Raw genomic sequence first — 20,779 nt, 5'->3', positions numbered from 1 at the left:
AGCACCGGCAGGGCGGCGAACCACTTCTTGAAGCGGGGCGAACGCATGGAAGGCTCCGTGGATGGCGATACGGTTTGGACCGTGGCGCAGCTCGACAGTTCAATCCTCATCCACAGCCATGGGTGACAGCGCCTGTTGCTTCGGCATGCCGCGGAAGTGCTCGTTCGCGATCCCGGTGAACTTGCACACGACTGGCATGCTGTCAGAACAACTCGCTCCCCGCTGGACCAGGTAGGCCTTGTCGATTTCCTGGCCAGGCCGCAGTCCAGCATCCAGATGGCGTTTCAGATATGTGGCAACGCCAGCCTCCGAGGACATGTAGTTCCCGCGCATGAACTCGACGACACCCGCATCGCCGGTGCCACGATAGCCGACGCCGACACTGGGAAACCAGGTGCATCCCGCGGCGCACACGCACACCGACAGCAGCGCTCGAATCCTGACCTTCACGCCGGCCCCGCACGCCACAGGATCGCGGACGCATCGTCCGCGCGCTTGACCGAGCTGGAGGCGCTTGCCGGCGCGGCGGCTTCGTACTGCCGCAGCTCATCCAGCGCCGGCTGCAGTCCGCGCTGTTCGCACAGTGCGAACAGGCTCTCGGGCGTATGCAGGCCGTAGGTGTCGACCAGGCGGTAGAAGCCATCGGTCATGGCCAGCACACTGGCGCCGTTCGGCACGTCGACCTCGATGGTGCGCGCCCGGAACTGGCCGTTCGGGCGCAGGCACAGGGCTTCGGGGTCATTGGCGGCATTCTGGAATTCGCGGCGCGCACGCAGGATCGGCAACAGCCGTGCGTGCCGCGCTGCGCTGTCCTGGAGGCCTTCGGCCTGCAGTTTGGCGACTTCTACGCTCAGCACGGCTTCCTGCGGATTCACCCAGGGATCGAGGTCGCGCACTTCACCGCCCGGCGTGTGCATCAGCACCTTGCAGTCGCCCAGGCAGTACATGCTCAGCCTGGTGGCAGCTGGATCGGTCGTCAAGCGCAGCCAGGTCATGGCGGCGATCGGCCACGCGTGTTGCGGAATCTCCTGGCCGGCGGCACGCTCGCGAAATTCGTCGTAGGTGGCGCCAATGGCCGCGTGCACCGCTGCGTGCTGGCCAAGTCCCGACTCGATGCAGGCGCCGAGCGAGGCTGCGAAGCGCGTGACAAACCAGACCACATCGCCGTTCAGGCGATCGATGTAGTCGACATCGGCGACCGAGGTGCCGCCATCGATGATCACCAGGTCGATGGTGCCGGGCGTGTGGAAGCTGCACACCCAATCCTCGTTGTGGTTCGCTTTCGCACCGGACGATACTGCGTCGATATGCATGGATGCGCCATACCCCCGAAAATGCAAGCCAAGCTGCATGTTTGTCAGCCACCATGATACCCAGTATCACCGAGATCATTGGAATTGGCATTATATATCCCAATGTTTATTGCAAAGTAGGGTCCGTATGCTATGGATATGGCATCTATAGCATACTCATGCTTGATTCATGTAAAGAAAATGAGCGCTCAGGCATCGGGTGCGCCCGCATGCCAAGCCACTGCAGTCAACCGGCGTCGGAAAGACTTGAATCGCATCGTTGTCCCCCGCGTCGGACCAGTCGCATGGCGCTGCCAGCGCCCCATCACTTTTGAAGCTTGCATGCAAGTGCTTTCCCTAGGATCGAATTGTATTTTTTGATCTGCATCAATTACAGGTCGCGTCCGCCGGCTCAATCTGCTCAGGGGCGTGTCCAGGCGTGCAGGCCCCCTCCACTACTCCCGCCCTGGCGAAAGGAAGCATCATGTACAAGACGCTTGCTGTCCATGTCGACGACAGCCCGCACATCGAGGCCCGCGTGCGGGCGGCTGCGCAGCTTGCCGATGGTTTTGGCGCGCGGGTAATGGGCTGCGCCGCTACCGGCATGTCCTGGCCTGCACTGGTCATGCTGGCTGGATCGCTGCATGTCGAGCCGCGCGCCCAGTTCGATGCGATCCGGGCGCAGGCACGCGAACGCCTTGCCCGCTTTGCCGAACGGGCGCGCGCGGCCGGCATGGCGGCGCCAGACGAAAGCCTGGTGGAGGAAGAGTCTCGGGTCGCCATGCTGCTGCAATCGCGTTATGCCGATTTGGTCATCACCGGCCAGCCGGCCGATGAAGTCCCTCCCCTCGATGGCCTGCCGCAGTACCTGGCGCTGCATGGTCCCCGGCCGGTGCTGGTGGTGCCGCGCCAGTATGCCGGCGCGCCACTGACGGGAAATATCGTCATCGGGTGGAACGGCAGTACCCAGGCGATTCGCGCCATCGACGCCGCCCTCCCCCTGTTGCAGCGTGCCGCCGGCGTGCGCCTCGTAATGGTCGCTCCCGGCCCCGAAGCGGCGCTGAATGGGCCGGAACCGGGCGCCGCAATGGCGCAGTATCTTGCCGGCCATGGTGTCAGGGCCGAGCTGGTCCACGACGAAGGCCGCCTGCCGGCCGGCGACGCACTGCTGGAAGCAGCCCAGTCCTGGGGCGCCGGGCTGCTGGTCGCCGGGGCGTTCGGCCACAGCCGCTTGCGCGAACTCGTGCTGGGCGGCGCCACGCGCCTGCTGCTCGAGCGGGCCCCGGTGCCGGTCCTGTTCGCCCACTGATACGGGCTCAGCGCGCTTGTCCGCATCGCCAGCTGGACCTGTGCGTGCGCTTGCCGCATCAAGCCTCCGCGCCAAGGCATATCCCGAGCTCGCGCGCGGTACGCACGGTGTCGCCGTCCAGCGGAACCCGGCGCGTGCGGCCGGCCACTTCGGCCAGCGGCACCGTGCCGATGTCGTGTTCGGCCAGGGTCACCATGACGCCCGCTTCGCCGCGCGCCAGCACCCGTACCGCGGCGGCCCCGAAGCGCGCGGCGATCACGCGGTCGCATGCGGACGGGCTGCCGCCGCGCAGCAGGTGGCCCAGCACCACGCTGCGGCATTCCTTGCCGGTGCGTGCGGCCAGCTCGGCCTCGAGCCAGGCGCCGATGCCGCCGAGGCGCTCGGCGCGGCCCGGGGCGGCGGCCGCCACCAGCATGCGGCGGCCGCCCTGCGGCTGGGCGCCTTCGGCCACGACCACGATCGCGTGGCGCCGCCCCTGGGCGTCGCGGCGGGCGATGGCGGCCGCCACCAGCCCGGGGTCGAAGGGAATCTCGGGCAGCAGGATCGCATGGGCGCCTGCGGCGAGTCCGGCATGCAGTGCGATCCAGCCGGCGTAGCGGCCCATGACTTCGACCACCATCACGCGGTGCTGGCTGTCGGCAGTGGTATGCAGGCGGTCGATGCAGGCGGTCGCAAAGCCCGTTGCGGTGTCGAAGCCGAAGGTCTGGATCGTGTGGTCGAGGTCGTTGTCGATGGTCTTCGGCACGCCCACCACCGCCAGCCCCTTGCCGCGCAGGCAATCGGCGATGGCCATCGAACCGTCGCCGCCGACCACGACCAGGGCATCGAAACCGCGGGCGCGGCACAGCGCCGCCAGTTCGTCGCTGAGGTCCTGCTCGGCCACGCTGCCGTCGGGCTGCTCGACCGGGAAGCGCATTGGGTTGCCGCGGCTGGTGCTGCCGAGGATGGTGCCGCCCAGGTGGCCGATGCCGTGTACCGCGCTTGCATCGAGGCGCAGCACCGGGTCGCCGTCGCACTGGCCGGGGGCCAGCAGGCCGTTGAAACCGTCGCGGATCCCATGGCATTCCCAGCCGAGCCGGGTGGCGGACAGGACTACCGCGCGAATGACCGCATTCAGCCCCGGAGCGTCGCCGCCGCCGGTGGCGATCGCGATGCGGGAAATCGGGCTTGTCATGGCGGACCCTCCATCAAACATGCGAACCGGGACTGGCTTACTTCATGGTAGCGCCTCGGCGCGCCATCACAAGGCCGGCAGCAGCACCTCGACCACGGTACCCTGCCCGTCCGGCTTGCGGCCGATCCCGACCAGCGCCTGGTGCTGGTCGGCGATTTCCTTGACGATGGCCAGGCCCAGTCCATGGCCCCCTGGCGCAGCGCCCGGCAGCCGGTAGTAGGGCGTGAACAGCTTGTCGGCCTCGCTCGTGGGAATCGGCACGCCATCGTTGGCCACGCTGATCACGGCGCAGTTGCCCTGGCGTGCCAGGCGCACCTGGATTTCGCCATGCGCCGCGCCGTGGACCGAGGCGTTCTCGATCAGGTTCTGCAGCAGGCGCCGCAGCTGCGAAGGTTCGCCCCAGGTGGCGCATTCCTGGCGCGTATCCAGTTCGATCGCCTGGCCGCGGCGTGCCAGCAGCGGTTCCATGGTACCGATCACCTCGCCGCACAAGGGGCCCAGGGTGACGCGCTGTTGCTGGTAGGCGTCGCTGCGCGAGCTGATCCGGCCCAGCGCGAGCAGCTGTTCGGCCAGCTTGCTGGTGCGGCGCGCGCCGGCCAGGGCCGAGGCCAGGGCGTTACCGCGCTCCGGCTCCGAGCTCGAGTGCAGCGCGTTCTCCAGGTGCAGCTGGACTGCGGCGATCGGGGTGCGGATTTCATGCGCCGCGGCGTTGATGAAGCGCTGCTCGCGCTCGAACGCGGCGCGGATGCGGTCGAGCAGCTGGTTCAGCTCGACGACGATGGGGGCCAGTTCGGTCGGGGTTTCGGCCAGGCGCACCGGTTCCAGCGAGTCGGGCTTGCGGGCCGCGATCAGGCTTGCCAGTTCGGACAGGGGCCGCATGCTGCGCAGGAGCAAGAAATTCACCACCGCCAGCATCAGGATGCCGCCGACGATCAGGGGGGCGATGATCGACATCCCGATGTAGTCCGCCAGTTCCTGGCGTACCTCATCCTTCTCGGCGGTCACCACCCAGATCCCGCCCGAGCGCAGTACGAACACCTGCCACAAGGTAGCGCCGACCAGGTGCTCGCTGAAGCCCGCGCGCAGCGGCGCCAGCGCGGCGTCCGGGGCCGAGGCCGAACGCGCCAGCAGCGTGCCGTCGTTGCGCCAGACCTGGAACGCCACCTTGGTTTCGTAGCGGTGACCAAACGCTTCCGGTTCGTTGCTGGTGTCCGCTTCCAGTTCCGGCGGCAGGGTGACGATCAGCGGCCGCGCCAGCGTGGCCACTTCCAGCTGCTTGGCCATCAGGGCTTCCAGCACCCGCGCCGAGGTGGCCAGGCGCGCGCTGAACAGCTCCTCCGATTCCTCGCGCGCCACCGTGTGCGCGGCCAGCCCGATGCCGCCGAAGATCAGCAGCATGCATACCAGCGTCGCCGCCACCAGCCGGCGCCGGCTCGAATAGCTGCGGGTGCTCATGGCTGCAGGTCGCCGAGGCGGTAGCCGACCCCGCGGATGGTCTTGACCACGCCGGGATCGAGCTTGCGCCGCAGGTGGTGCACATGGACGTCGATGGTATTGCTTTCGGCGCCCTCGCCCCAGCCGTACAGGGCTTCTTCCAGCTGTGCGCGATTGAAGACGCGTTGCGGCTGTTCGGCCATGTGCCGCAGCAGCATGAACTCGAAGCGCTGCAGCTCCACCGCCTCGCCGCGCCAGGTAGCGTCCTGGCGGTCGAGGTCGAGCACCAGCGCGCCGAGCGCGATCCGGTTCACCGGCCGGCCCTGGCGCCGCCGCGCCAGCACCCGCAGGCGCGCCAGCAGTTCGTCCAGTTCGAAGGGCTTGACCAGGTAGTCGTCGGCGCCCAGGTCGAGGCCCAGGATACGGTCGCGGATCGCGTCGCGCGCCGACAGGATCAGCACCGGCACGCCATTGCCTTCGTCGCGCAAGGCCTGCAGTACCTGGGTGCCGTCCAGGCCGGGCAGCCCCAGGTCGAGCACCGCCAGGTCGAACGGGTTGTCGCGCAACGCAGCCAGGGCGGCATGGCCATCGCCCACGTGCTCGACCTGGTAGTGGGCGCGGCGCAGGGCCAGCTTGAGTCCGCTGGCCAGCAATTCATCGTCTTCGATCAGCAACAGCCGCAAGCTGCCCTCCACTTAACGGCGCTTGGCCGCGATTTGTTCCAGCAGGGCGGCCGCCTCGGCGCGCCGCCCGTCGTCGGCAATCTTGCGCCCGGGACGCGCCGGCGCCTGCAGCGCCTTGCGCAGCGCGCGCTCGGCGCCGTCGTAGTCTCCCTTGCGGAACAGGTAGTCCCCGTAGAAGAAGTTCGGGTCGATTCCGTCCGGATTCACGGCCAGGCCCTTCTTCAGGAATTCCTGCGCCTTCTGGTCGTTGCCGAACCCGATCGGCCAGCGCGGCACCTGATAATACAACGAACCGAGGCTGGTGTACGCGGAACCGTCGAGCACCCGGGGATCGATCGCCAGCGCCTGCTCCAGGCTCTTCCTGGCGTGCTCCACGTACTTCAGGGCGCCCAGCCCGCCCCTCGCGCCGGCATAGGACGATTCGACGATGGCGTACCAGACCAGCAGCTCGGCGCTGCCGGGCTCGCGCGCGGCCATCTGCTCGGCCTGGGCGCGCAGGCGCTCGAACTGCTGCTCCTGGCTGGCGGCGGGCGACTGGTACTTGATCTGGGCCCACTCCTGCTGCAGGCGGGCGACATCCTCGGCGCTGCCCGCGTGGGCGGCGCCAAAGGGCAGGAAGGCGGCGAAGGCGGCTGTCCACAGCGCACGCGCAAATTGTTTCATGACACTCTCCATAGGTTGATGAATCTGGCCTGCCGGCGCCGGTGTCAGCGCGGCAGATGCTTGCGGATCTGCGGCAGCTGCTTGCGGATCGCGTTGTCGGGCAGGCCGGGCAGCAGTTTGTTGAGCAGGACAAAAAAGCGTTCCTTCGCGCCCAGGGTGCGCTGGCCGGCGCTGCCGTCCAGGAAACGGATGAAGGCCCCGGCGACGGCCTCTGGACTGTCTTCGGCCGTGCCCAGTTCGCGGTTCATGGCGTCCACCGCGGCGCTGTTGATCGGCGTGCGGGTGGCGCGCGGCGAAAAGTGGCGTACCGCGATGGCGCTGTCGGACAACTCGCGCCGCAGCGCCTGCGAGAAGCCGGCCAGCCCTGCCTTCGCCGCGCCGTAGGCGGCAAAGCCGGGGAAGCCGAGCGAACCGAAGACCGAGCCGATATTGACCACCTGGGCCGTCCTGGCCTGGCCGAGCAGCGGCAGCAGCGTACGGGTAAGCAGCATCGGCGCCAGCAGGTTGGTGTCCACCAGTTTCCGGATCGCTTCCGGGCTCTGCGATTCAAAGGCGTGGAAGCCGCTGGTGCCGGCGTTGTTGACCAGCAGGTTGATGCCGCCGGCGGTGCGCGCCGCCGCCGCCACCGCGTCCAGCGTGGCCGCTTCGCACAAGTCGCCGCAGACGATCAGCACCGGACACTGGCCCAGCTGGGCGGCCAGCGCCTCGAGCGGCGCGCGCTGGCGTCCGACCAGCACCAGCAGGTCGGCATGGGGAGCGAGCGCGCGCGCGATCGCGGCGCCGATGCCGCCGCCAGCGCCGGTGAGCACCGCGCGGTAGCGGCGGGGAGCGGGATGGGCGGCCATCTCAGGCCTTCCCTTCGAACAGCTCGGCGCCGCGCGGCAGGCTGCGGAACACATTGCCGTACAAGCCGTACATCATGCGCGCCATGTGGACCACGGCGTCCCGGTCAGCCGCATCGTCGAGCCGGTTCATCAGTCCTTCGAAGAAGGCCACGTGGCCGACGTCCAGGCTGCCGTGCGAGCTGAGGTAGCTGAACGCTTCCGGCGGCAGCGCCAATGCGCTGCGCATGGTCTCGGCGGCGTGGGTGGCCAGCGCCGTGCTGGTGCCTTCGAGCACGTGCACCATGCCGAAGAAGCCGACCGGGTTGCCGCGGTCGACCTGGTGGTAGGCGTAGGCCACCATCAGCTCGGTGCTGGCATGCGGACGGCTGGCGCGGACCGCTTCGGCATCGCCGCCGCAGGCCGCGATGTCGGACAGGACCCATTCCTGGTGCCCGACTTCCTCCTCGATATACTCGGCAATGGCGGCGCGCAGCCATTCGTGGCGGCTGTCGAGGCGGCTGCCGCATGCCATCAGCAGCGGCACCGTATGGCGGACGTGATGGTAAGCCTGCGTCAGGAAGGCGATGTACTGGGCGGTGACGACCTCCCCCCGCAGCGCGTCCTGGATGACGGGAATGGCGAACATGTCCTGGCGCTGCGCGTCGGTGTCGCGCTTGAGTTGGTCGAAAAATGTCACTGGGTGGTCTCCATGGTGTCGAATAGTCGGGCGATGCGGGCGGCATACCTGGCCGCGATCAGGGGACGGCGCGGACGCCCGTTGGCGGTCACCAGGCCATCTGCCGCCATGAGCGGCGGCACGGCCGCCCAGCGCCGGACCCGGGCGTAATCCGGCAGGCCGGCATTGGCACGCGCCACGGCCTCGGCCAGTTCGGCGGCGCCGATACCGGGTGCGGCCGGCACGACCAGGGCCGCAAGCCAGGGCTGGGCCTCGCCGAACACCACCGCCTGCGCGATGGCGCCGGTGCCGGTGAGCGCCGCCTCCGGCCATTCGGGCGAGACGTTGCGCCCGTAGCCGGTGATCAGGACGTCTTTCTTGCGGCCGTCCACGTACAGGAAGCCGTCGGCGTCGAGGTGGCCGAGGTCGCCGGTGGCCAGCGCCGCACCCGGCGCGGGCGGCTGGCCCAGGTAGTGGGCCGCCACACCCTGGACCAGGATCTCGCCGTCGGCGGCGATGACCACGCGCCGGTGCGGCAGCGGGCGGCCGACGCTGCCCGGCCGCGCCGCCCCCGGCAGGTTGAGCGCCACCACCGAGGCGCACTCGGACAGGCCATACCCTTCGTAGACCGGGAAGCCGCGCGCCGCTGCCGCCTCCAGCAGCCGGGGCGACACCTTGCCACCGCCAACCGCGACGAAGCGCAGGCTGGCGATGCGCGGGTCGCCCGGCGCCGTGGCGGCCACCAGCGCCTGCAGCATCTGCGGCACCAGGATGATGCTGTGCGGCCGGTAGCGGGCGAGCGCCGAAAGGCAGGTGACCGGATCGAAGCCGCTGGCCCCGCTCAGGCCGGTCTCGGCGAGTGGCGGGCACATGACGGTGGCGCCGGCCAGCAAGGCCGTGTAGGGGCCGGCGATGTTCTCCAGCAGTACCGCGAACGGCAGCAGGCACAGGTGCCGTTCCAGCCCCAGCGGCGCCAGCCCGTCGCGCAGCGCGCCGGCCAGCTCCCATTGCTGCGCCATGCCCAGGCAAACCCCTTTCGGCGCCGATGTGGTGCCCGACGTGAAGGTGATTTTCTGGACGCCGCCCAGGCCAAGCGGCGGCGCCGCGCTGGCCGACTCGGCGGCTTCGTACAGGGCCAGGCAGGTGTCCGCGGCTACCTGGCGGGTCCAACCGAGGGCAGCCGCATGGCGCGGGTCGGCGCACCAGACCGAGCGTGCGCCGGTCTGGGCCATCACGTGCTGCCACTGCTCAGGCGTGAAGAACAGCGGCAGCGGCACCAGCGCCAGGCCGAGCACCTGCGTGGCAAGGTCGATCGCCAGCCACTCGGGGCTGTTGTCGGCCAACAGCGCGACTGGCGCCTGCGGGTACTGGCGCGCGGCCAGGGCGTCGCAGGCCTGCCGGACCAGTTGACCGAATGCGGCGCCGTCCAGGGTCGTGCGGCCATCAGACAGCAGGGCTGGCTTCCCGGCTAGCGAGTCGAGCAAGTTTTTCGTATCCATAGCGTATATCGCCAAACATGACGTGAGGGTGAGTGTCGTAGTAGCTGCCCCATTCGCACCCGCCACCGGGCAGGCGCAGCGGGTCGGCCGGAGCCAGCAGCTGCGGATGCAGGCGCAGCCGGCCGAAGGAATTGAGCAGGCTGGCAGTGGCGGTGAAGGCGACGATGTGCAGGCCGAGCTCATACAGCAGGCCGGTGGCGTGCACGATCAGGGCGCGCGCCTCGCCCGGCGAGCTGGCCGCCAGGTTGCCCACCTCGACTACCTGGTCGCGCGTCACGGGCCGTCCCAGGCGCGCGCCGATCTCGGCGTCCAGCGGGCCGTCGAGGTACTGTTCCAGGAAGGTCGGGCCGGCCGCGGCCAGCGAATAGCCGAGTGCCGCGGTCCACCCGCCATCGGCGCTGCGGGTGCCCACCAGCATGTCGCAAAAATGGCTGACGCGGGCGCCATAGCTGGCCTGGAAGGCATCGGCGATAAAGGTTTCCAGGCCAGGGCGGGCGGCGTCGCCGGGGCCGACGAACTCGAAGCTGCGCGCCGTGTGCGATGCGCGGCCGCGGGTCCTGGCCGGGGCGGGTGCAAGCGCACCACAGGTCGGCATCTGTGTCATGGATCTGCATTCCTTGTTTCAATGAATGCAGGCTAAGGGCGCAAGATTAATCTCACATTAACCGAGGCCGGAGGGATAAAAGCTTCCCCTGCTGACCGATCCGCGGGCCTGGCAGCAAGGCGTCCTGCCGCCCACCCTGCTGGCGGCGCAGGGAGCGATCATGCGGGCGTCGCATATCGTGCTGGTCTACCCGCTCTGGCTCGGCGGGATGCCGGCGCCGCTCTTGCGCTGGTACTACCGGGCGCACAGCCTCAAGGCACTGCGCCGCAACATCCCGGGCTTCGTCGGCATCGCGCCGGTCGCGGCGACCGTCGTGGGGGGCGCAGCCGACATGCCGGCCGAGCGCTGTGCGCGCTGGTGCGCCAGGCTGGAGCGGCTCGGCGTCCGTGCCTCCCGAGCAAGGGCAGCGACAGTACAGCGCTAGGCGATCCTCATAAAGCCTCTCTCGCCTTACCACCTGCCCTATAGGCAAGTTAGAATCTTGCCCGTTCTCACTACCGTCACAAGGATGTGAGGCGATGCCCGGGACCGGGCAGGCCGATCGCTCGGGCCTGCCGGCCGCGTCGCCTCGCCTGGCTCATGCAGCGTTTCCTTCCGGCCGCACCCGTTTCCCGCCTTGCACTGTTCATCGGTTTCCTGTTCCTTGCCGCCCTGCTGCTGGCCCGTCCCTCCAAGAGCGGCGATTTCCAGGAATACGCCCTGATGACCATTGCGCTGGCAAGCCATGGGACGCCGGAGATCCGCGTGTCCGACCTCGACACGGCGGCGAAGCTGTCGCCCGAGCCCGGTTTCGTACTCGTGCACGAGGCGCTGCGCGCCGGCATGCGCAAAGGCGACCTGCATCCCTTCCCCGGCTTCGTGCGCGGCAAGGATGGCGGCTATTATGCGATTCACTTCTTCGCCTATCCCGCGCTCGCCGCGATTCCATTCAAACTCATCGACCGTGTTGGCGGCAAGCCGCTCAAGGGCTTCCAGCTGGTGAACCTGGGCGCGCTCGCCATCCTCGCCGTCGCGCTGTTCCAGTTCACCGGTTCGCCCGGCCGCGCCATCTTCGGCGTCACGATGTTCCTGCTCTCTGGAGGCGTGCTCTATTCGAACTGGTGCAGCCCGGAGTTTTTCACGGCAAGCGCCCTCCTCGGCGGTCTCGTGTTCACGCTGAACGGCCGGCCCTACCTGGCCGCGCTGCTGGCCGGCGTCGCCGCGATGCAGAATCCGCCGCTGGCGTTGTTCGCAGCCTTCGGGCCGCTGATCCGTGTCTGTTATGTCTACGCGCACGAGCGGCTGCCGGCGCGCGCGGCGCTGCGCAAGGTGCTCACCGGCCATACGGTGCTGGCTTCGCTCCTTATGGGACTGCTGGCGGCGGCGCCGGTGTGGTTCAACTACCAGGTATTCGGCGTGCCAAGCATGATCGCGACGCTCGCCACCGACCCGGCCCTGATCACGCCGGCGCGGCTGGTATCCTACTTTTTCGACCTGAACCAGGGCGCCATCGTCGGTTTTCCGGTCGCCATGGCGCTGGTGCTGAGCCAACTGCTGGCGCAGGACCGGCTGCGCTGGCTGCCGCACACGATCGCCGGCATCCTGTTCGCTGTCGCAATGGCGATTCCTTCGCTGTCGACGGTGAACTGGAATTCCGGGGCCGCCGGCATGATGCGCTACGCTGCCTGGGGTGGCATGCCCTTGCTGTATCTCGGACTCACTTACCTGCAGCGGGCGCCGCGCTGGCCGCTCGCCGTGCTGGCGGCGCTGTTGCTGGTGCAGCTCGGCGCCGTCAGGCTCGCACGCAGCTACACCAGCGTCGAGTTCAGCCCGGCTGCGAAGCTGATGCTCGATGCAGCGCCCGGCTGGTATTACCCTGAGCCGGAAATCTTCCTCGAACGCAGCATGCACCAGGATGGCGCAATGGGCGTGGCGAGGGTGGCGGTCTATCTGGCGGCGGGGACACCTGTGAAAATCCTGCTCAAGGCCGACAGCGAGCTGGCCCACGCAAGCCTGTGCGGTCCGGCGGGCCGGGTGGCCCTGGACCGGGCCGAGGGCAACTATCCCGGGGGCTGGCGCTATCTCGATGGTCCGCCGCGATGTACGCAAGGCGCGCCGGCACGCGGGATCGGCAAATAAGGCAGGACCCGCGCACGCCTGACTGCCAGCCGTTTGCGTCGCCCTGCCGACGTGGGTAAGAATATACCTATGCGAACTGATCACTCGAAAGGACGAGCATGGGCATTACCGTGAACAATACGACGCCGGATACCGCCAGGATTACCCTGGTCGGTGAAATGATGGACGGCAGCTTCCACGCCAAGGTCATGGGCGAAACCGATGTGCCGTACACGAAGTACTGGGACAACGAGCTCGAACACCGGATCATCTACCTGCACCCGGATCCGGAGCAGCTCAAGTCGATCGTCAGCGCGCTCAACGAGCACCGGCTCTCGCTCGACGACCTGCAGGAATTCGGCAGCTCGGACGGCGGCGCTTCCGAACTGCCGATCTAATCCCCGGGCACGAGGCCGGGGCCCGAGCCGAGGATCTCGTCGTGGCGTTCGTGGTCGCGCTTGTGCAGGTAGGCCGCCGTGGTGGCGATGTTCGCGTGGCCGGCCGTGTCCTGCAGGGTCTTGAGCTGGACCCCGCTGTTGGCATGGTTGGTCAGCATGCTGTGGCGTAGCCAGTGGGTCGAGGCCTGGCGCAGCGCCGACGCGCTGTCGCCGTCGCCCTGCGCGGCGGCCAGGTCGGCGCCGGCGCCGAACACGGCTTTCAGCGCTTCCGAGGCGGCTTCGTCGGTGATGCGCACCGCTTCCTCCCTGCGGCTGGACAGCACCAGCGGCGTACGGTCGGCGCGGCTGGCCTGCGGCAGCAGCCCGAAGGCCAGGCGGTAATCGCGGAACGCGGCCAGCATGGCCGGTGGCACTGGCAGGCGGCGCGGCTTGGCGCCCTTGCCCATCACGTCCAGCCACCAGCGCCCGTCGCCTTCGCTGTAGATCGCTCCCATGCTGGCGCCGACGATCTCGTTCAGGCGCGCGCCGGTCTGGGCGAAGGCGATCAGCAGGAAGCGGTCGCGCTCGCGCTGGCGCACCATGGCAGGGGTATTGGCCACGCGCTGGCCGACCGCTTCGAGCGCGTGGCCGATCGCCTGCGGCGACAGGTAGCGGGTAATGCGGCTGCCGCCGGCCGCGCGCACGTTGCGCACCAGCCGGGCCGGGTTGCGCCGCAGGTAGCCGGTCTGCTCCGCGTAGCCCAGCAGGCCCTTGACCGCGATCATGGCCTGGCGCCGGCTGGCGTCCGACAGCGGCCCGGAAAACGGGCGGTAGCGCGGATCGTTGCGCGGCCACTTGGTGGCGCTGACCCATTCGGGCGGCGGGTTGCGGATGAATTCCTTGTAGGCGTTCAGGTCCGCCACGCTCAGGCCACGGAAGGTCTTGCGCGCCTCTTCGCGGCACCAGGTCAGGAAGCGGTACAGTTCCTTCTGGGTGTTGGCGATCGATTTCGGACTCAGCTCGCCCTGGCCGATGTACTCGCGCGCCAACTCGGCGTCGGTCTTCGCATCGGTCACGGGTTCGTCCGCGATGCCACGGAACACGCCGGCGCGCGCGCTGGCGGCGGCGCGTTGTGGCGGGTCTTTTTCGGGCGGGTCGAGGTCGATCGGAAGGAAGCGTGGCATGGTTCTTGGGAATACTGTGTTTTTATACAGTATAGCATCGCCGGGCGCCGCCACCAAGCGGGCATCTGCTGCATAATTGCGGTTTATCCCTACGCCCCAGGAGTTCCCATGCAGCTGCGCTTTCCGCGCCATGTCGCCCTTGCCGCCGCCCTCGCCTTTCCGCTGCTCGCCAGCGCGGCCCAGCCCGTGATCGAGGTGTTCAAGACCGCCACTTGCGGCTGCTGCAAGGAGTGGATCAAGCACCTCGAGGCGAACGGCTTTACGGTGAAGTCACAGGATGTCGCCAGCACGTCCGACTATCGCGCGAAGTTCGGCATTGCCCAGCAATACGGCTCCTGCCACACCGGCCGCGTGGGCGGCTACGCCATCGAGGGCCATGTGCCCGCCAGCGACATCAAGCGCCTGCTCGCCGCGAAGCCAAAGGCACGCGGGCTGGCGGTGCCGGGCATGCCAATGGGCTCGCCCGGCATGGAAGGACCGCGCAAGGATCCGTACGAGGTCCTGCTGGTGAAGGACGGCGGCAAGACGGCGGTATTCAAGCGCTACGAATAGGAGCGCGCGACTGGCATTGGCGATAGAAGGGATAATCGGTCTTCCCGCATTCACGGAGGCTTCGATGAGCAACCAACACCCGCAGGATGACCCGTCGACGACGCTCGGCGTCGGCGGCACGACCAGTGGCCAGCAAGGCGCCACGCCACGGCACGAAACGCAGCAGGAGACCGGCGGCAGCGGCGGCGATGGCCTGAGCCGCAACCAGTCGGGCGAGACCACCAATGCGCCGGATGGCGCGGTTGGCGGTGGCCAGCACGCCGAGGCGCCAGACAGCGCGATGACCCACGTGGCGCGCGGGCCGCTGGACACCCGTCCCGACCAGGCCAGCCCCACCGGGACCGGACTCGGTACGCCGGAGACCGGCGCCAACCAGGACGAAGGCGATTTGCCGCCGGCGCGCTAGGCGGCCTGGCTTACCGGTACGGCGGCCGCTGCTGCCGCCGCATCGCGCGCCGCCAGCTTGCGCCACCAGAGCCACGACACGATCGCATTGACCCAGAAGCCGGCATAGAGCATTGATGTCAGGTACAGCTCCCGGCTGAAGTAGAGCGGCACGGCGATCGTGTTCACCAGCAGCCAGACCGGCCAGTTCTCGATCCGGCGCTGCATCATCAGGAGCTGGGCGATCACGCTGAACACCAGCACCGCCGAATCGACGAAGGGCGCATACGCGTTCGTATAAAAGTGCAGCAGCGCGCCATAGGCGGCGGTGGCGGCGACGCCTGCCGGCGCCATCCACAGCAGCGTGCGCACGCCCGCATGCGTCACCGGCAGCGGCGTGCCATCGCGGCCGCGCATCCAGCGCCACCAGCCCAGGATGCTGGTGCCGACAAAGAACACCTGCAGCACCACGTCCGCATACAGGCGGCTCTGCGCGAACAGCAAGCCGAACAGCGTGCAGCCGATGATTCCGGTCCACCAGGTGTGGACGCTGTTACGCCCCGCAAGGACGATTGCCACCGCCGTGAAGGCGTTGGCCGCGATCTCGAGCAGGGTCATTGCACCACCCCGGCCTGCCGTACTCCCGTCATTGCTGCGCTCCTTGAGAAGAAGCGGCCACTCTACGCGAGGTCGGCAGGCTGAAGCAAGCGCCGTCGCCTACAGGCGGATGGTGCCGTGGTCGGTGTCCACGTCCGGGGTGGTGCCGGTGACGGCCGCCTTGGCCATCGCGAACAGGCGCACCATCTTGCTGTCGTTCGAATCCCAGTATTCCGCGGCGTGCGGCAGGACCCGCACCAGCACCACGTGCTCGTCTTCCGGGCCGTTCGGGAACCAGGCTTGCACCATCGGGTTCCACAGCGCCTTGACCTTGGTGCGGTCGACCACGCGTTCCGCGCGGCCGCTCACCGATACATAGGTGCTGTCGTCGTTGTTGGCGAAGCTGACGTTGACTTCCGGCTCGTGGGCGATGTTGGCCCACAGCTCGGTGGTGCTGCTGGTGTAGAACCACAGGTTCCCATCAGCGTCGACCTGCTGCTTGGTCATCGGCTGGCTGATCAGGTGGCCGTTCTCGTCGCGCGTGGTGAACATGGCGAAGCGCATCGAACCGATCTTGTCGGACAGCGCGTCCGCGTGGGTGTTATTGCTTGGCATGGCATTCCTCACTGGGTAGTTGAAGCCCGATCCTAGCCCGATACCCCAGGCACATCCGTGCGACCGCGTACATTGACCCGGCCTTGACCCCGGGGCGATGGTCAACGCGGAATGTGCAAATCGACTATAGTGATGCCTCTGTATAAACATACCAATGCCATGAAATTTGACGTCGCTATTGTCGGCAGCGGCCTGGCCGGCCTGTCGGTGGCCCTGCACCTGGCGCAGACCCGCACGGTTGCCATCGTATCCAAGCGCGAGCTGCTCGACGGCGCCAGCAACTGGGCCCAGGGCGGCATCGCCGCGGTGCTCGATTCGGCCGACAGCCACGACCAGCACATCGCCGACACCCTGATCGCCGGCGCCGGCCTGTGCGAGGAAGCGGCCACCCGCTACATCGTCGAGAGCGGCCGCGCCGCGATCGAATGGCTGATCGAACAGGGCGTGCCCTTCACCCGCGACGAAACGGCGGAAATGGGCTTCCACCTGACCCGCGAAGGTGGCCACAGCCAGCGCCGCATCATCCACGCCGCCGACGCCACGGGACACGCGGTGCAGGTAACGCTGGAGCAGAAGGTGCGCGCGCACCCGAACATCACGCTGTTCGAGCATCACTGCGCGATCGACGTCATCACCTCGGACAAGCTGACCGGCAAGGGCGTGCATGGCGGCACGCCCCACCTGGTGGGGCAACCACGCTGCTACGGCCTGTACGTGCAGGACGAGCAAAGCGGCAAGGTATTGACCTTCGAGGCCGAGCACACGGTGCTGGCCACCGGCGGCGCCGGCAAGGTCTACCTCTACACCACCAATCCCGACACCGCCACCGGCGACGGCATCGCGATGGCCTGGCGCGCCGGCTGCCGGGTCTCGAACATGGAATTCATCCAGTTCCACCCGACCTGCCTGTACCACCCGTACGCCAAGTCCTTCCTCATTACCGAGGCGATCCGCGGCGAAGGCGGTCTTCTGAAGCTCCCGCCGGAAGCCGGTCCCGCGGCCGGCACCCGCTTCATGCCGGCCCACGACGAGCGCGGCGAGCTGGCCCCACGCGACGTGGTGGCGCGCGCCATCGACTTCGAGATGAAGAAGCGCGGCCTGGATTATGTCCACCTGGACATCAGCCACCAGGACCCGGAATTCCTCAAGGAGCACTTCCCGACCATCTACGCGCGCTGCCTGGAGCTGGGCATCGACATCACGCAGGAGCCGATCCCCGTGGTGCCGGCGGTGCACTTCACCTGCGGCGGCATCGTCACCGACCTGGCCGGGCGCACCGACATCCCGGGCCTGTACGCGGTCGGCGAAACCGCGTGCACCGGCCTGCACGGCGCCAACCGCCTGGCCAGCAATTCGCTGCTCGAGTGCGTGGTGATCGGGCGCGCCTGCGCGCACCAGATCGCGGCGGCGCCGCGTGGCGAGAGCCCGCTGCTGCCACCGTGGGACGAGAGCCGCGTGACCAACGCCGACGAAGAAGTGGTGATCGCCCACAACTGGGACGAGCTGCGCCGCTTCATGTGGAACTATGTCGGCATTGTGCGCACCACCAAGCGTCTCGAGCGCGCCCAGCACCGCATCAAGCTGCTCAAGGAAGAGATCGACGAGTACTACCGCAACTTCCGCATCACGCACGACCTGCTGGAGCTGCGCAACCTGGTCGAGGTGGCGTCGCTGATCGTCAACAGCGCGCTGTCGCGCCATGAAAGCCGCGGCCTGCACTACTCGCGCGACTTCCCGGACACGCTGCCCAAGGCGCTGCCGAGCGTGCTCACCCCCGAGCGCTGCTAAATCCTACCTTGCCGGCCCGCGTGCGTGGGCCGGCTACGCTGCCATGCATCGCCCTGCCCTCACGCCGTCCACCATCCTGCTCCTGAGCATCCCGCCGGTCTTGTGGGCTGGTAACGCCATCGTCGGGCGCCTGGTGCGCGATGCGGTGCCGCCGATGACGCTCAACCTGATCCGCTGGAGCATCGCGCTGGCCATCCTGCTGCCGCTCGGCCGCGCCGCGCTGGCAAGCGGCAGCGGCATGCTCAGGCACTGGCGCCGCTACGCGATGCTCGGCCTGCTGGGCGTGGGCCTGTACAACTCGCTGCAATACCTGGCGCTGCAGAGCTCCACGCCGATCAACGTCACGCTGGTAGCCTCCGGCATCCCCGTGTGGATGCTGCTGGTCGGCCGGCTGTTCTACGGCGTGCCGGTCAAGCGCAAGCAGGTCGCCGGGGCGGTGTTGTCGGTGGCCGGGGTGCTGGTCGTGCTGTGCCGCGGCGACGTCGGGCAGCTGATGGCGCTGCGGCTCGTGACCGGCGACCTGTACATGATCCTGGCGACCATCGCCTGGTCCTTCTACAGCTGGATGCTGATGCAGAAGACCGACGTGCCCGGCCTGCGCGCCGACTGGGCCGCCTTCCTGCTGGCCCAGGTCGGCTATGGCGTGCTGTGGTCGGCGGCGCTGTCGGGCGGCGAATGGGCGCTGTACGGCGTCGACATCGCGTGGAGCTGGCAACTGGCGGCGGCCCTGCTCTACGTGGCAATCGGCCCGGCGATCCTGGCGATGCGCTGCTGGGGCGCCGGCGTGCAGCGCGCCGGCCCGAGCATCGGCGCTTTCTTCATCAACCTCACCCCGCTGTTCACGGCGCTGCTGTCGTCCGCCTTCCTGGGCGAGGCGCCGCACCTCTACCATGTGCTGGCGTTCGGCCTGATCGTGGGCGGGATCGGCGTGTCGGCGCGCTGAGAATGGTAGGATCCGCCAGGGGAGGAAGGATCGACATGGCAGATTCAGAGTTGCATGACGGGGCGCGCGCGCTGGCGCAGTTCCTGGAACGGCATCCGCGCGCACTGGTGCTCACCGGCGCCGGGCTGTCCACCGCCTCCGGTATTCCCGACTACCGCGACCGCGACGGTACACGGCGCGGGCGGCTGCCGATCCAGGGTCCGGAGTTCCGGCGCTCGGTCGACATCCAGCGGCGCTACTGGGCGCGCAGCATGGTGGGTTGGCCGGTGATGGCAAGGGCGGCCCCGAACGCGGGGCACCGCGCGCTCGCCGCGCTGGGGCGGCACGGCCGCTTCGCGCACCTGCTGACCCAGAACGTCGATGGCCTGCACCAGCGCGCCGGTAGCCACGACGTGCTCGAACTGCATGGGAATGTGCACAGCGTGGTGTGCCTGCATTGCAAGCAGCAGTTGTCGCGCGCTTTCGTCCAGACCCTGCTGGAAGAAGCCAACCCCGATTTGGCCAATGTGCTGGCTGCCCCCTTGCCGGACGGCGACGCCGCCATCGAGCCCGACGCGCTGGAAGACTTTCACCTGCCCTTCTGCGTCCATTGCGGCGGCACCCTTTCTCCGGATGTCGTATTCTTTGGCGATGGCATTCCGCCAACGCGCACCGCGAGCGCGCTGGCCCGGATGGCCGCGGCCGACGCCTTGCTGGTGGTAGGCTCGTCGCTGATGGTGTATTCGGGCTTCCGCTTCTGCCGCATGGCGGCGGAGGCCGGCAAGCCGATTGCGGCGGTCAACCTCGGGCGTACCCGGGCGGACGACATGATCGCACTCAAACTAGAAGAGTCGGCCGAGCGGCTGTTGCCGCGCGTCGCCGGCCTGCTCCGCGCGGAGGAGCTGGAGGAGTCACTACCACCATAACCGACCACAGGGGGATCTTGTGACCAAGCGCTACCGCACTACCGTCAGCACTACATCCGGCTCGACCGGCCTGCACGCCGGCGCTATCCTGGCCGGGATCGGCCTTGCCGCTTCCTTCTTCTATGTCCGCGCCAAGACCCGGCAAGCCCAGGCCGAGAATCCGCCGGAAGGCAAATTCATCGAGGTCGATGGGGTGCGCCTGCACTACCTGGAACGCGGCAGCGGCCCGACCCTCGTGCTCCTGCACGGCAACGGCGTGTATACCAAGGATTTCGAGACCAGCGGCCTGCTCCAGCGAGCATCCGAACGCTACCGCGTGATCGCCTTCGACCGCCCCGGTTTCGGCTACAGCGAGCGTCCGCGCACGACGGTGTGGACCCCGGACAAGCAGGCGGCGCTGCTGCACCAGGCGCTCGGCCAGCTCGGCGTGGAGTCGGCGATCGTCGCCGGGCACTCGTGGGGCACCATGGTGGCGCTGGCGATGGGCCTGCAGCAGCCGGATTTCGTGCGCGGGCTGGTCCTGCTGTCGGGCTACTACTATCCAAGCATCCGGCTCGACGCGGCCACCATGACGCAGCCGGCCATCCCGCTCATAGGCGACCTGCTGCGCTACACGATTTCACCGCTCTTCTCGCGCCTGATCTGGCCGGGGATGACGAAGCGCATGTTCGCACCGGCGCCGGTGGCCGAGGGTTTCAAGGCATTCCCGACCTGGATGGCGCTGCGCCCGAGCCAGCTGCGCGCCAGTGCGGCCGAAACGGCGCTGATGATCCCATCGGCGCTGTCGCTGTCCAAGCGCTACGCGGAGCTAAAGGTGCCGGCGGTGATGGTGGCGGGGACGCAGGACAAGATCGTCGATGCGGGGCACAATTCAGAGCGGCTGCACGAGCGGCTGCCGAACAGCGAGCTTGCGTTGGAGCCGGGTGTGGGGCATATGACCCATTATGCGGATCCGGGCAAGGTGATGGCGGCGATCGATGCGATTGCAGCGCGGGTGGGCGAGCCGGTGCATGCGAGAACGCCGGAGGCGGAGGCGCTGGCCAGGGCGAGTGAGAGCGGGGTGTGATAGACGCGAAGGCCTGCTTCCACCACCACTGGTAGCATCGTCGTTCCGGCGCAGGCCGGAACCCAATGTTGCTCGCGTAGCGCCTACGTCTGAATCCAGTAGATTGCGACGGA

At 68.3% G+C, this 20,779-nt stretch carries 23 protein-coding genes; 10 read left to right on the top strand and 13 right to left on the bottom strand.

What is annotated here, in order from left to right:
- Window positions 1-99: 99 nt before the first annotated feature.
- Both BM031_RS16575 and BM031_RS16570 read right to left on the bottom strand, forming a co-directional pair.
- Entirely contained in the window at window positions 100-450 is a 351-nt protein-coding gene (locus tag BM031_RS16575) for a hypothetical protein (protein ID WP_143084617.1), read from the bottom strand.
- Window positions 447-1,313 (bottom strand): hypothetical protein, encoded by an 867-nt coding sequence (locus BM031_RS16570; protein WP_091875669.1) that lies wholly within the window; start codon window positions 1,311-1,313, stop codon window positions 447-449. The genes BM031_RS16575 and BM031_RS16570 overlap by 4 nt, the downstream gene beginning before the upstream one ends.
- Window positions 1,314-1,776: 463 nt before the next feature.
- Between BM031_RS16570 and BM031_RS16565 the strand changes: the two genes are divergently transcribed.
- Window positions 1,777-2,601, top strand: a complete 825-nt coding sequence (locus BM031_RS16565) for a universal stress protein (RefSeq protein WP_091875668.1) — start codon at window positions 1,777-1,779, stop codon at window positions 2,599-2,601.
- A gap of 58 nt (window positions 2,602-2,659) precedes the next feature.
- Here BM031_RS16565 and BM031_RS16560 read toward each other — a convergent pair whose 3' ends face one another.
- The 8 genes from BM031_RS16560 to BM031_RS16525 all read right to left on the bottom strand — a co-directional run bounded on the left by BM031_RS16560 (window position 2,660) and on the right by BM031_RS16525 (window position 10,158).
- Complete coding sequence (locus tag BM031_RS16560; RefSeq protein WP_091875667.1) at window positions 2,660-3,775, bottom strand: 6-phosphofructokinase; 1,116 nt, start codon at window positions 3,773-3,775, stop codon at window positions 2,660-2,662.
- Between the two features lie 66 nt (window positions 3,776-3,841).
- The gene (locus tag BM031_RS16555; RefSeq protein ID WP_091875666.1) at window positions 3,842-5,230 is read right to left on the bottom strand and encodes a sensor histidine kinase; all 1,389 of its coding nucleotides are present in this window, start codon (window positions 5,228-5,230) and stop codon (window positions 3,842-3,844) included.
- Window positions 5,227-5,892, bottom strand: a complete 666-nt coding sequence (locus BM031_RS16550) for a response regulator transcription factor (protein ID WP_091875681.1) — start codon at window positions 5,890-5,892, stop codon at window positions 5,227-5,229. Before BM031_RS16550 ends, BM031_RS16555 begins: the two co-directional genes overlap by 4 nt.
- Before the next feature lie 12 nt (window positions 5,893-5,904).
- Window positions 5,905-6,555, bottom strand: a complete 651-nt coding sequence (locus BM031_RS16545; RefSeq protein ID WP_091875665.1) for a tetratricopeptide repeat protein — start codon at window positions 6,553-6,555, stop codon at window positions 5,905-5,907.
- 44 nt (window positions 6,556-6,599) lie between these two features.
- A complete protein-coding gene (locus BM031_RS16540; protein ID WP_091875664.1) occupies window positions 6,600-7,400 on the bottom strand; it encodes an SDR family oxidoreductase in 801 nt (266 codons plus the stop codon).
- Window position 7,401: 1 nt separating this feature from the next.
- The gene (locus BM031_RS16535; RefSeq protein WP_091875663.1) at window positions 7,402-8,076 is read right to left on the bottom strand and encodes an iron-containing redox enzyme family protein; all 675 of its coding nucleotides are present in this window, start codon (window positions 8,074-8,076) and stop codon (window positions 7,402-7,404) included.
- Window positions 8,073-9,539, bottom strand: a complete 1,467-nt coding sequence (locus BM031_RS16530; protein ID WP_229408949.1) for an AMP-binding protein — start codon at window positions 9,537-9,539, stop codon at window positions 8,073-8,075. Before BM031_RS16530 ends, BM031_RS16535 begins: the two co-directional genes overlap by 4 nt.
- The gene (locus tag BM031_RS16525; protein ID WP_229408948.1) at window positions 9,499-10,158 is read right to left on the bottom strand and encodes a thermostable hemolysin; all 660 of its coding nucleotides are present in this window, start codon (window positions 10,156-10,158) and stop codon (window positions 9,499-9,501) included. Before BM031_RS16525 ends, BM031_RS16530 begins: the two co-directional genes overlap by 41 nt.
- A gap of 160 nt (window positions 10,159-10,318) precedes the next feature.
- On the opposite strand from BM031_RS16525, the gene BM031_RS16520 reads away from it, so the two are divergent.
- The 3 genes from BM031_RS16520 (at window position 10,319) to BM031_RS16510 (ending at window position 12,653) form a co-directional block, all read left to right on the top strand.
- Window positions 10,319-10,582: a hypothetical protein gene (locus tag BM031_RS16520; protein WP_091875661.1), complete on the top strand. Its 264-nt coding sequence runs from the start codon at window positions 10,319-10,321 to the stop codon at window positions 10,580-10,582.
- 155 nt (window positions 10,583-10,737) lie between these two features.
- A complete protein-coding gene (locus BM031_RS16515; protein ID WP_091875660.1) occupies window positions 10,738-12,276 on the top strand; it encodes a hypothetical protein in 1,539 nt (512 codons plus the stop codon).
- A 98-nt stretch (window positions 12,277-12,374) separates the two neighbouring features.
- On the top strand, window positions 12,375-12,653 hold the full coding sequence (locus BM031_RS16510; protein ID WP_091875659.1) for a hypothetical protein: 279 nt from the start codon (window positions 12,375-12,377) through the stop codon (window positions 12,651-12,653).
- Here the strand turns inward: BM031_RS16510 and BM031_RS16505 are convergent.
- A complete protein-coding gene (locus BM031_RS16505; RefSeq protein WP_091875658.1) occupies window positions 12,650-13,816 on the bottom strand; it encodes a tyrosine-type recombinase/integrase in 1,167 nt (388 codons plus the stop codon). The genes BM031_RS16510 and BM031_RS16505 overlap by 4 nt on opposite strands.
- A gap of 108 nt (window positions 13,817-13,924) precedes the next feature.
- On the opposite strand from BM031_RS16505, the gene BM031_RS16500 reads away from it, so the two are divergent.
- Window positions 13,925-14,368, top strand: coding sequence for a DUF411 domain-containing protein (locus tag BM031_RS16500; protein ID WP_091875657.1), 444 nt, complete (start codon window positions 13,925-13,927; stop codon window positions 14,366-14,368).
- A gap of 64 nt (window positions 14,369-14,432) precedes the next feature.
- Window positions 14,433-14,774 (top strand): hypothetical protein, encoded by a 342-nt coding sequence (locus BM031_RS16495; RefSeq protein ID WP_091875656.1) that lies wholly within the window; start codon window positions 14,433-14,435, stop codon window positions 14,772-14,774.
- On the opposite strand, the gene pnuC is transcribed toward BM031_RS16495, so the two are convergent.
- Together pnuC and BM031_RS16485 are read right to left on the bottom strand one after the other, a co-directional pair.
- Window positions 14,771-15,370: a nicotinamide riboside transporter PnuC gene (gene pnuC / locus BM031_RS16490; protein WP_091875655.1), complete on the bottom strand. Its 600-nt coding sequence runs from the start codon at window positions 15,368-15,370 to the stop codon at window positions 14,771-14,773. The genes BM031_RS16495 and pnuC overlap by 4 nt on opposite strands.
- A 99-nt stretch (window positions 15,371-15,469) precedes the next feature.
- Window positions 15,470-15,964 carry a pyridoxamine 5'-phosphate oxidase family protein gene (locus tag BM031_RS16485; protein ID WP_091875654.1) on the bottom strand — a complete coding sequence of 165 codons (495 nt, stop codon included), beginning with the start codon at window positions 15,962-15,964 and terminating at the stop codon, window positions 15,470-15,472.
- A gap of 159 nt (window positions 15,965-16,123) precedes the next feature.
- Between BM031_RS16485 and nadB the strand changes: the two genes are divergently transcribed.
- From nadB to BM031_RS16465, 4 genes are read left to right on the top strand one after another with little or no spacing between them, the layout of a single operon-like run.
- Entirely contained in the window at window positions 16,124-17,752 is a 1,629-nt protein-coding gene (gene nadB / locus BM031_RS16480) for an L-aspartate oxidase (protein ID WP_091875653.1), read from the top strand.
- Window positions 17,753-17,795: 43 nt separating this feature from the next.
- Window positions 17,796-18,695: a DMT family transporter gene (locus BM031_RS16475; RefSeq protein ID WP_091875652.1), complete on the top strand. Its 900-nt coding sequence runs from the start codon at window positions 17,796-17,798 to the stop codon at window positions 18,693-18,695.
- Window positions 18,696-18,730: 35 nt separating this feature from the next.
- Window positions 18,731-19,600 (top strand): NAD-dependent protein deacetylase, encoded by an 870-nt coding sequence (locus BM031_RS16470; protein WP_091875651.1) that lies wholly within the window; start codon window positions 18,731-18,733, stop codon window positions 19,598-19,600.
- A 19-nt stretch (window positions 19,601-19,619) separates the two neighbouring features.
- On the top strand, window positions 19,620-20,666 hold the full coding sequence (locus BM031_RS16465) for an alpha/beta fold hydrolase (RefSeq protein WP_229408947.1): 1,047 nt from the start codon (window positions 19,620-19,622) through the stop codon (window positions 20,664-20,666).
- The last annotated feature ends 113 nt before the right edge of the window (window positions 20,667-20,779 follow it).

The organism is Massilia yuzhufengensis (genome assembly GCF_900112225.1).
Classification (GTDB): domain Bacteria; phylum Pseudomonadota; class Gammaproteobacteria; order Burkholderiales; family Burkholderiaceae_D; genus Telluria; species Telluria yuzhufengensis.
The sequence above is the reverse complement of the archived record's forward strand: the minus strand, read 5'-3'. Positions and strand labels throughout refer to the sequence as shown.

Bases quoted from the DNA above. Each gene is read 5' to 3' on its own strand.
- BM031_RS16570 (WP_091875669.1), bottom strand. From the start codon at position 1,313: ATGCATATCGACGCAGTATCGTCCGGTGCGAAAGCGAACCACAACGAG.
- BM031_RS16565 (WP_091875668.1), top strand. From the start codon at position 1,777: ATGTACAAGACGCTTGCTGTCCATGTCGACGACAGCCCGCACATCGAG.
- BM031_RS16560 (WP_091875667.1), bottom strand. From the start codon at position 3,775: ATGACAAGCCCGATTTCCCGCATCGCGATCGCCACCGGCGGCGGCGAC.
- BM031_RS16555 (WP_091875666.1), bottom strand. From the start codon at position 5,230: ATGAGCACCCGCAGCTATTCGAGCCGGCGCCGGCTGGTGGCGGCGACG.
- BM031_RS16545 (WP_091875665.1), bottom strand. From the start codon at position 6,555: ATGAAACAATTTGCGCGTGCGCTGTGGACAGCCGCCTTCGCCGCCTTC.
- BM031_RS16540 (WP_091875664.1), bottom strand. From the start codon at position 7,400: ATGGCCGCCCATCCCGCTCCCCGCCGCTACCGCGCGGTGCTCACCGGC.
- BM031_RS16525 (WP_229408948.1), bottom strand. From the start codon at position 10,158: ATGACACAGATGCCGACCTGTGGTGCGCTTGCACCCGCCCCGGCCAGG.
- BM031_RS16520 (WP_091875661.1), top strand. From the start codon at position 10,319: ATGCGGGCGTCGCATATCGTGCTGGTCTACCCGCTCTGGCTCGGCGGG.
- BM031_RS16515 (WP_091875660.1), top strand. From the start codon at position 10,738: ATGCAGCGTTTCCTTCCGGCCGCACCCGTTTCCCGCCTTGCACTGTTC.
- BM031_RS16510 (WP_091875659.1), top strand. From the start codon at position 12,375: ATGGGCATTACCGTGAACAATACGACGCCGGATACCGCCAGGATTACC.
- BM031_RS16505 (WP_091875658.1), bottom strand. From the start codon at position 13,816: ATGCCACGCTTCCTTCCGATCGACCTCGACCCGCCCGAAAAAGACCCG.
- BM031_RS16500 (WP_091875657.1), top strand. From the start codon at position 13,925: ATGCAGCTGCGCTTTCCGCGCCATGTCGCCCTTGCCGCCGCCCTCGCC.
- BM031_RS16495 (WP_091875656.1), top strand. From the start codon at position 14,433: ATGAGCAACCAACACCCGCAGGATGACCCGTCGACGACGCTCGGCGTC.
- pnuC (WP_091875655.1), bottom strand. From the start codon at position 15,370: ATGACCCTGCTCGAGATCGCGGCCAACGCCTTCACGGCGGTGGCAATC.
- BM031_RS16485 (WP_091875654.1), bottom strand. From the start codon at position 15,964: ATGCCAAGCAATAACACCCACGCGGACGCGCTGTCCGACAAGATCGGT.
- nadB (WP_091875653.1), top strand. From the start codon at position 16,124: ATGAAATTTGACGTCGCTATTGTCGGCAGCGGCCTGGCCGGCCTGTCG.
- BM031_RS16475 (WP_091875652.1), top strand. From the start codon at position 17,796: ATGCATCGCCCTGCCCTCACGCCGTCCACCATCCTGCTCCTGAGCATC.
- BM031_RS16470 (WP_091875651.1), top strand. From the start codon at position 18,731: ATGGCAGATTCAGAGTTGCATGACGGGGCGCGCGCGCTGGCGCAGTTC.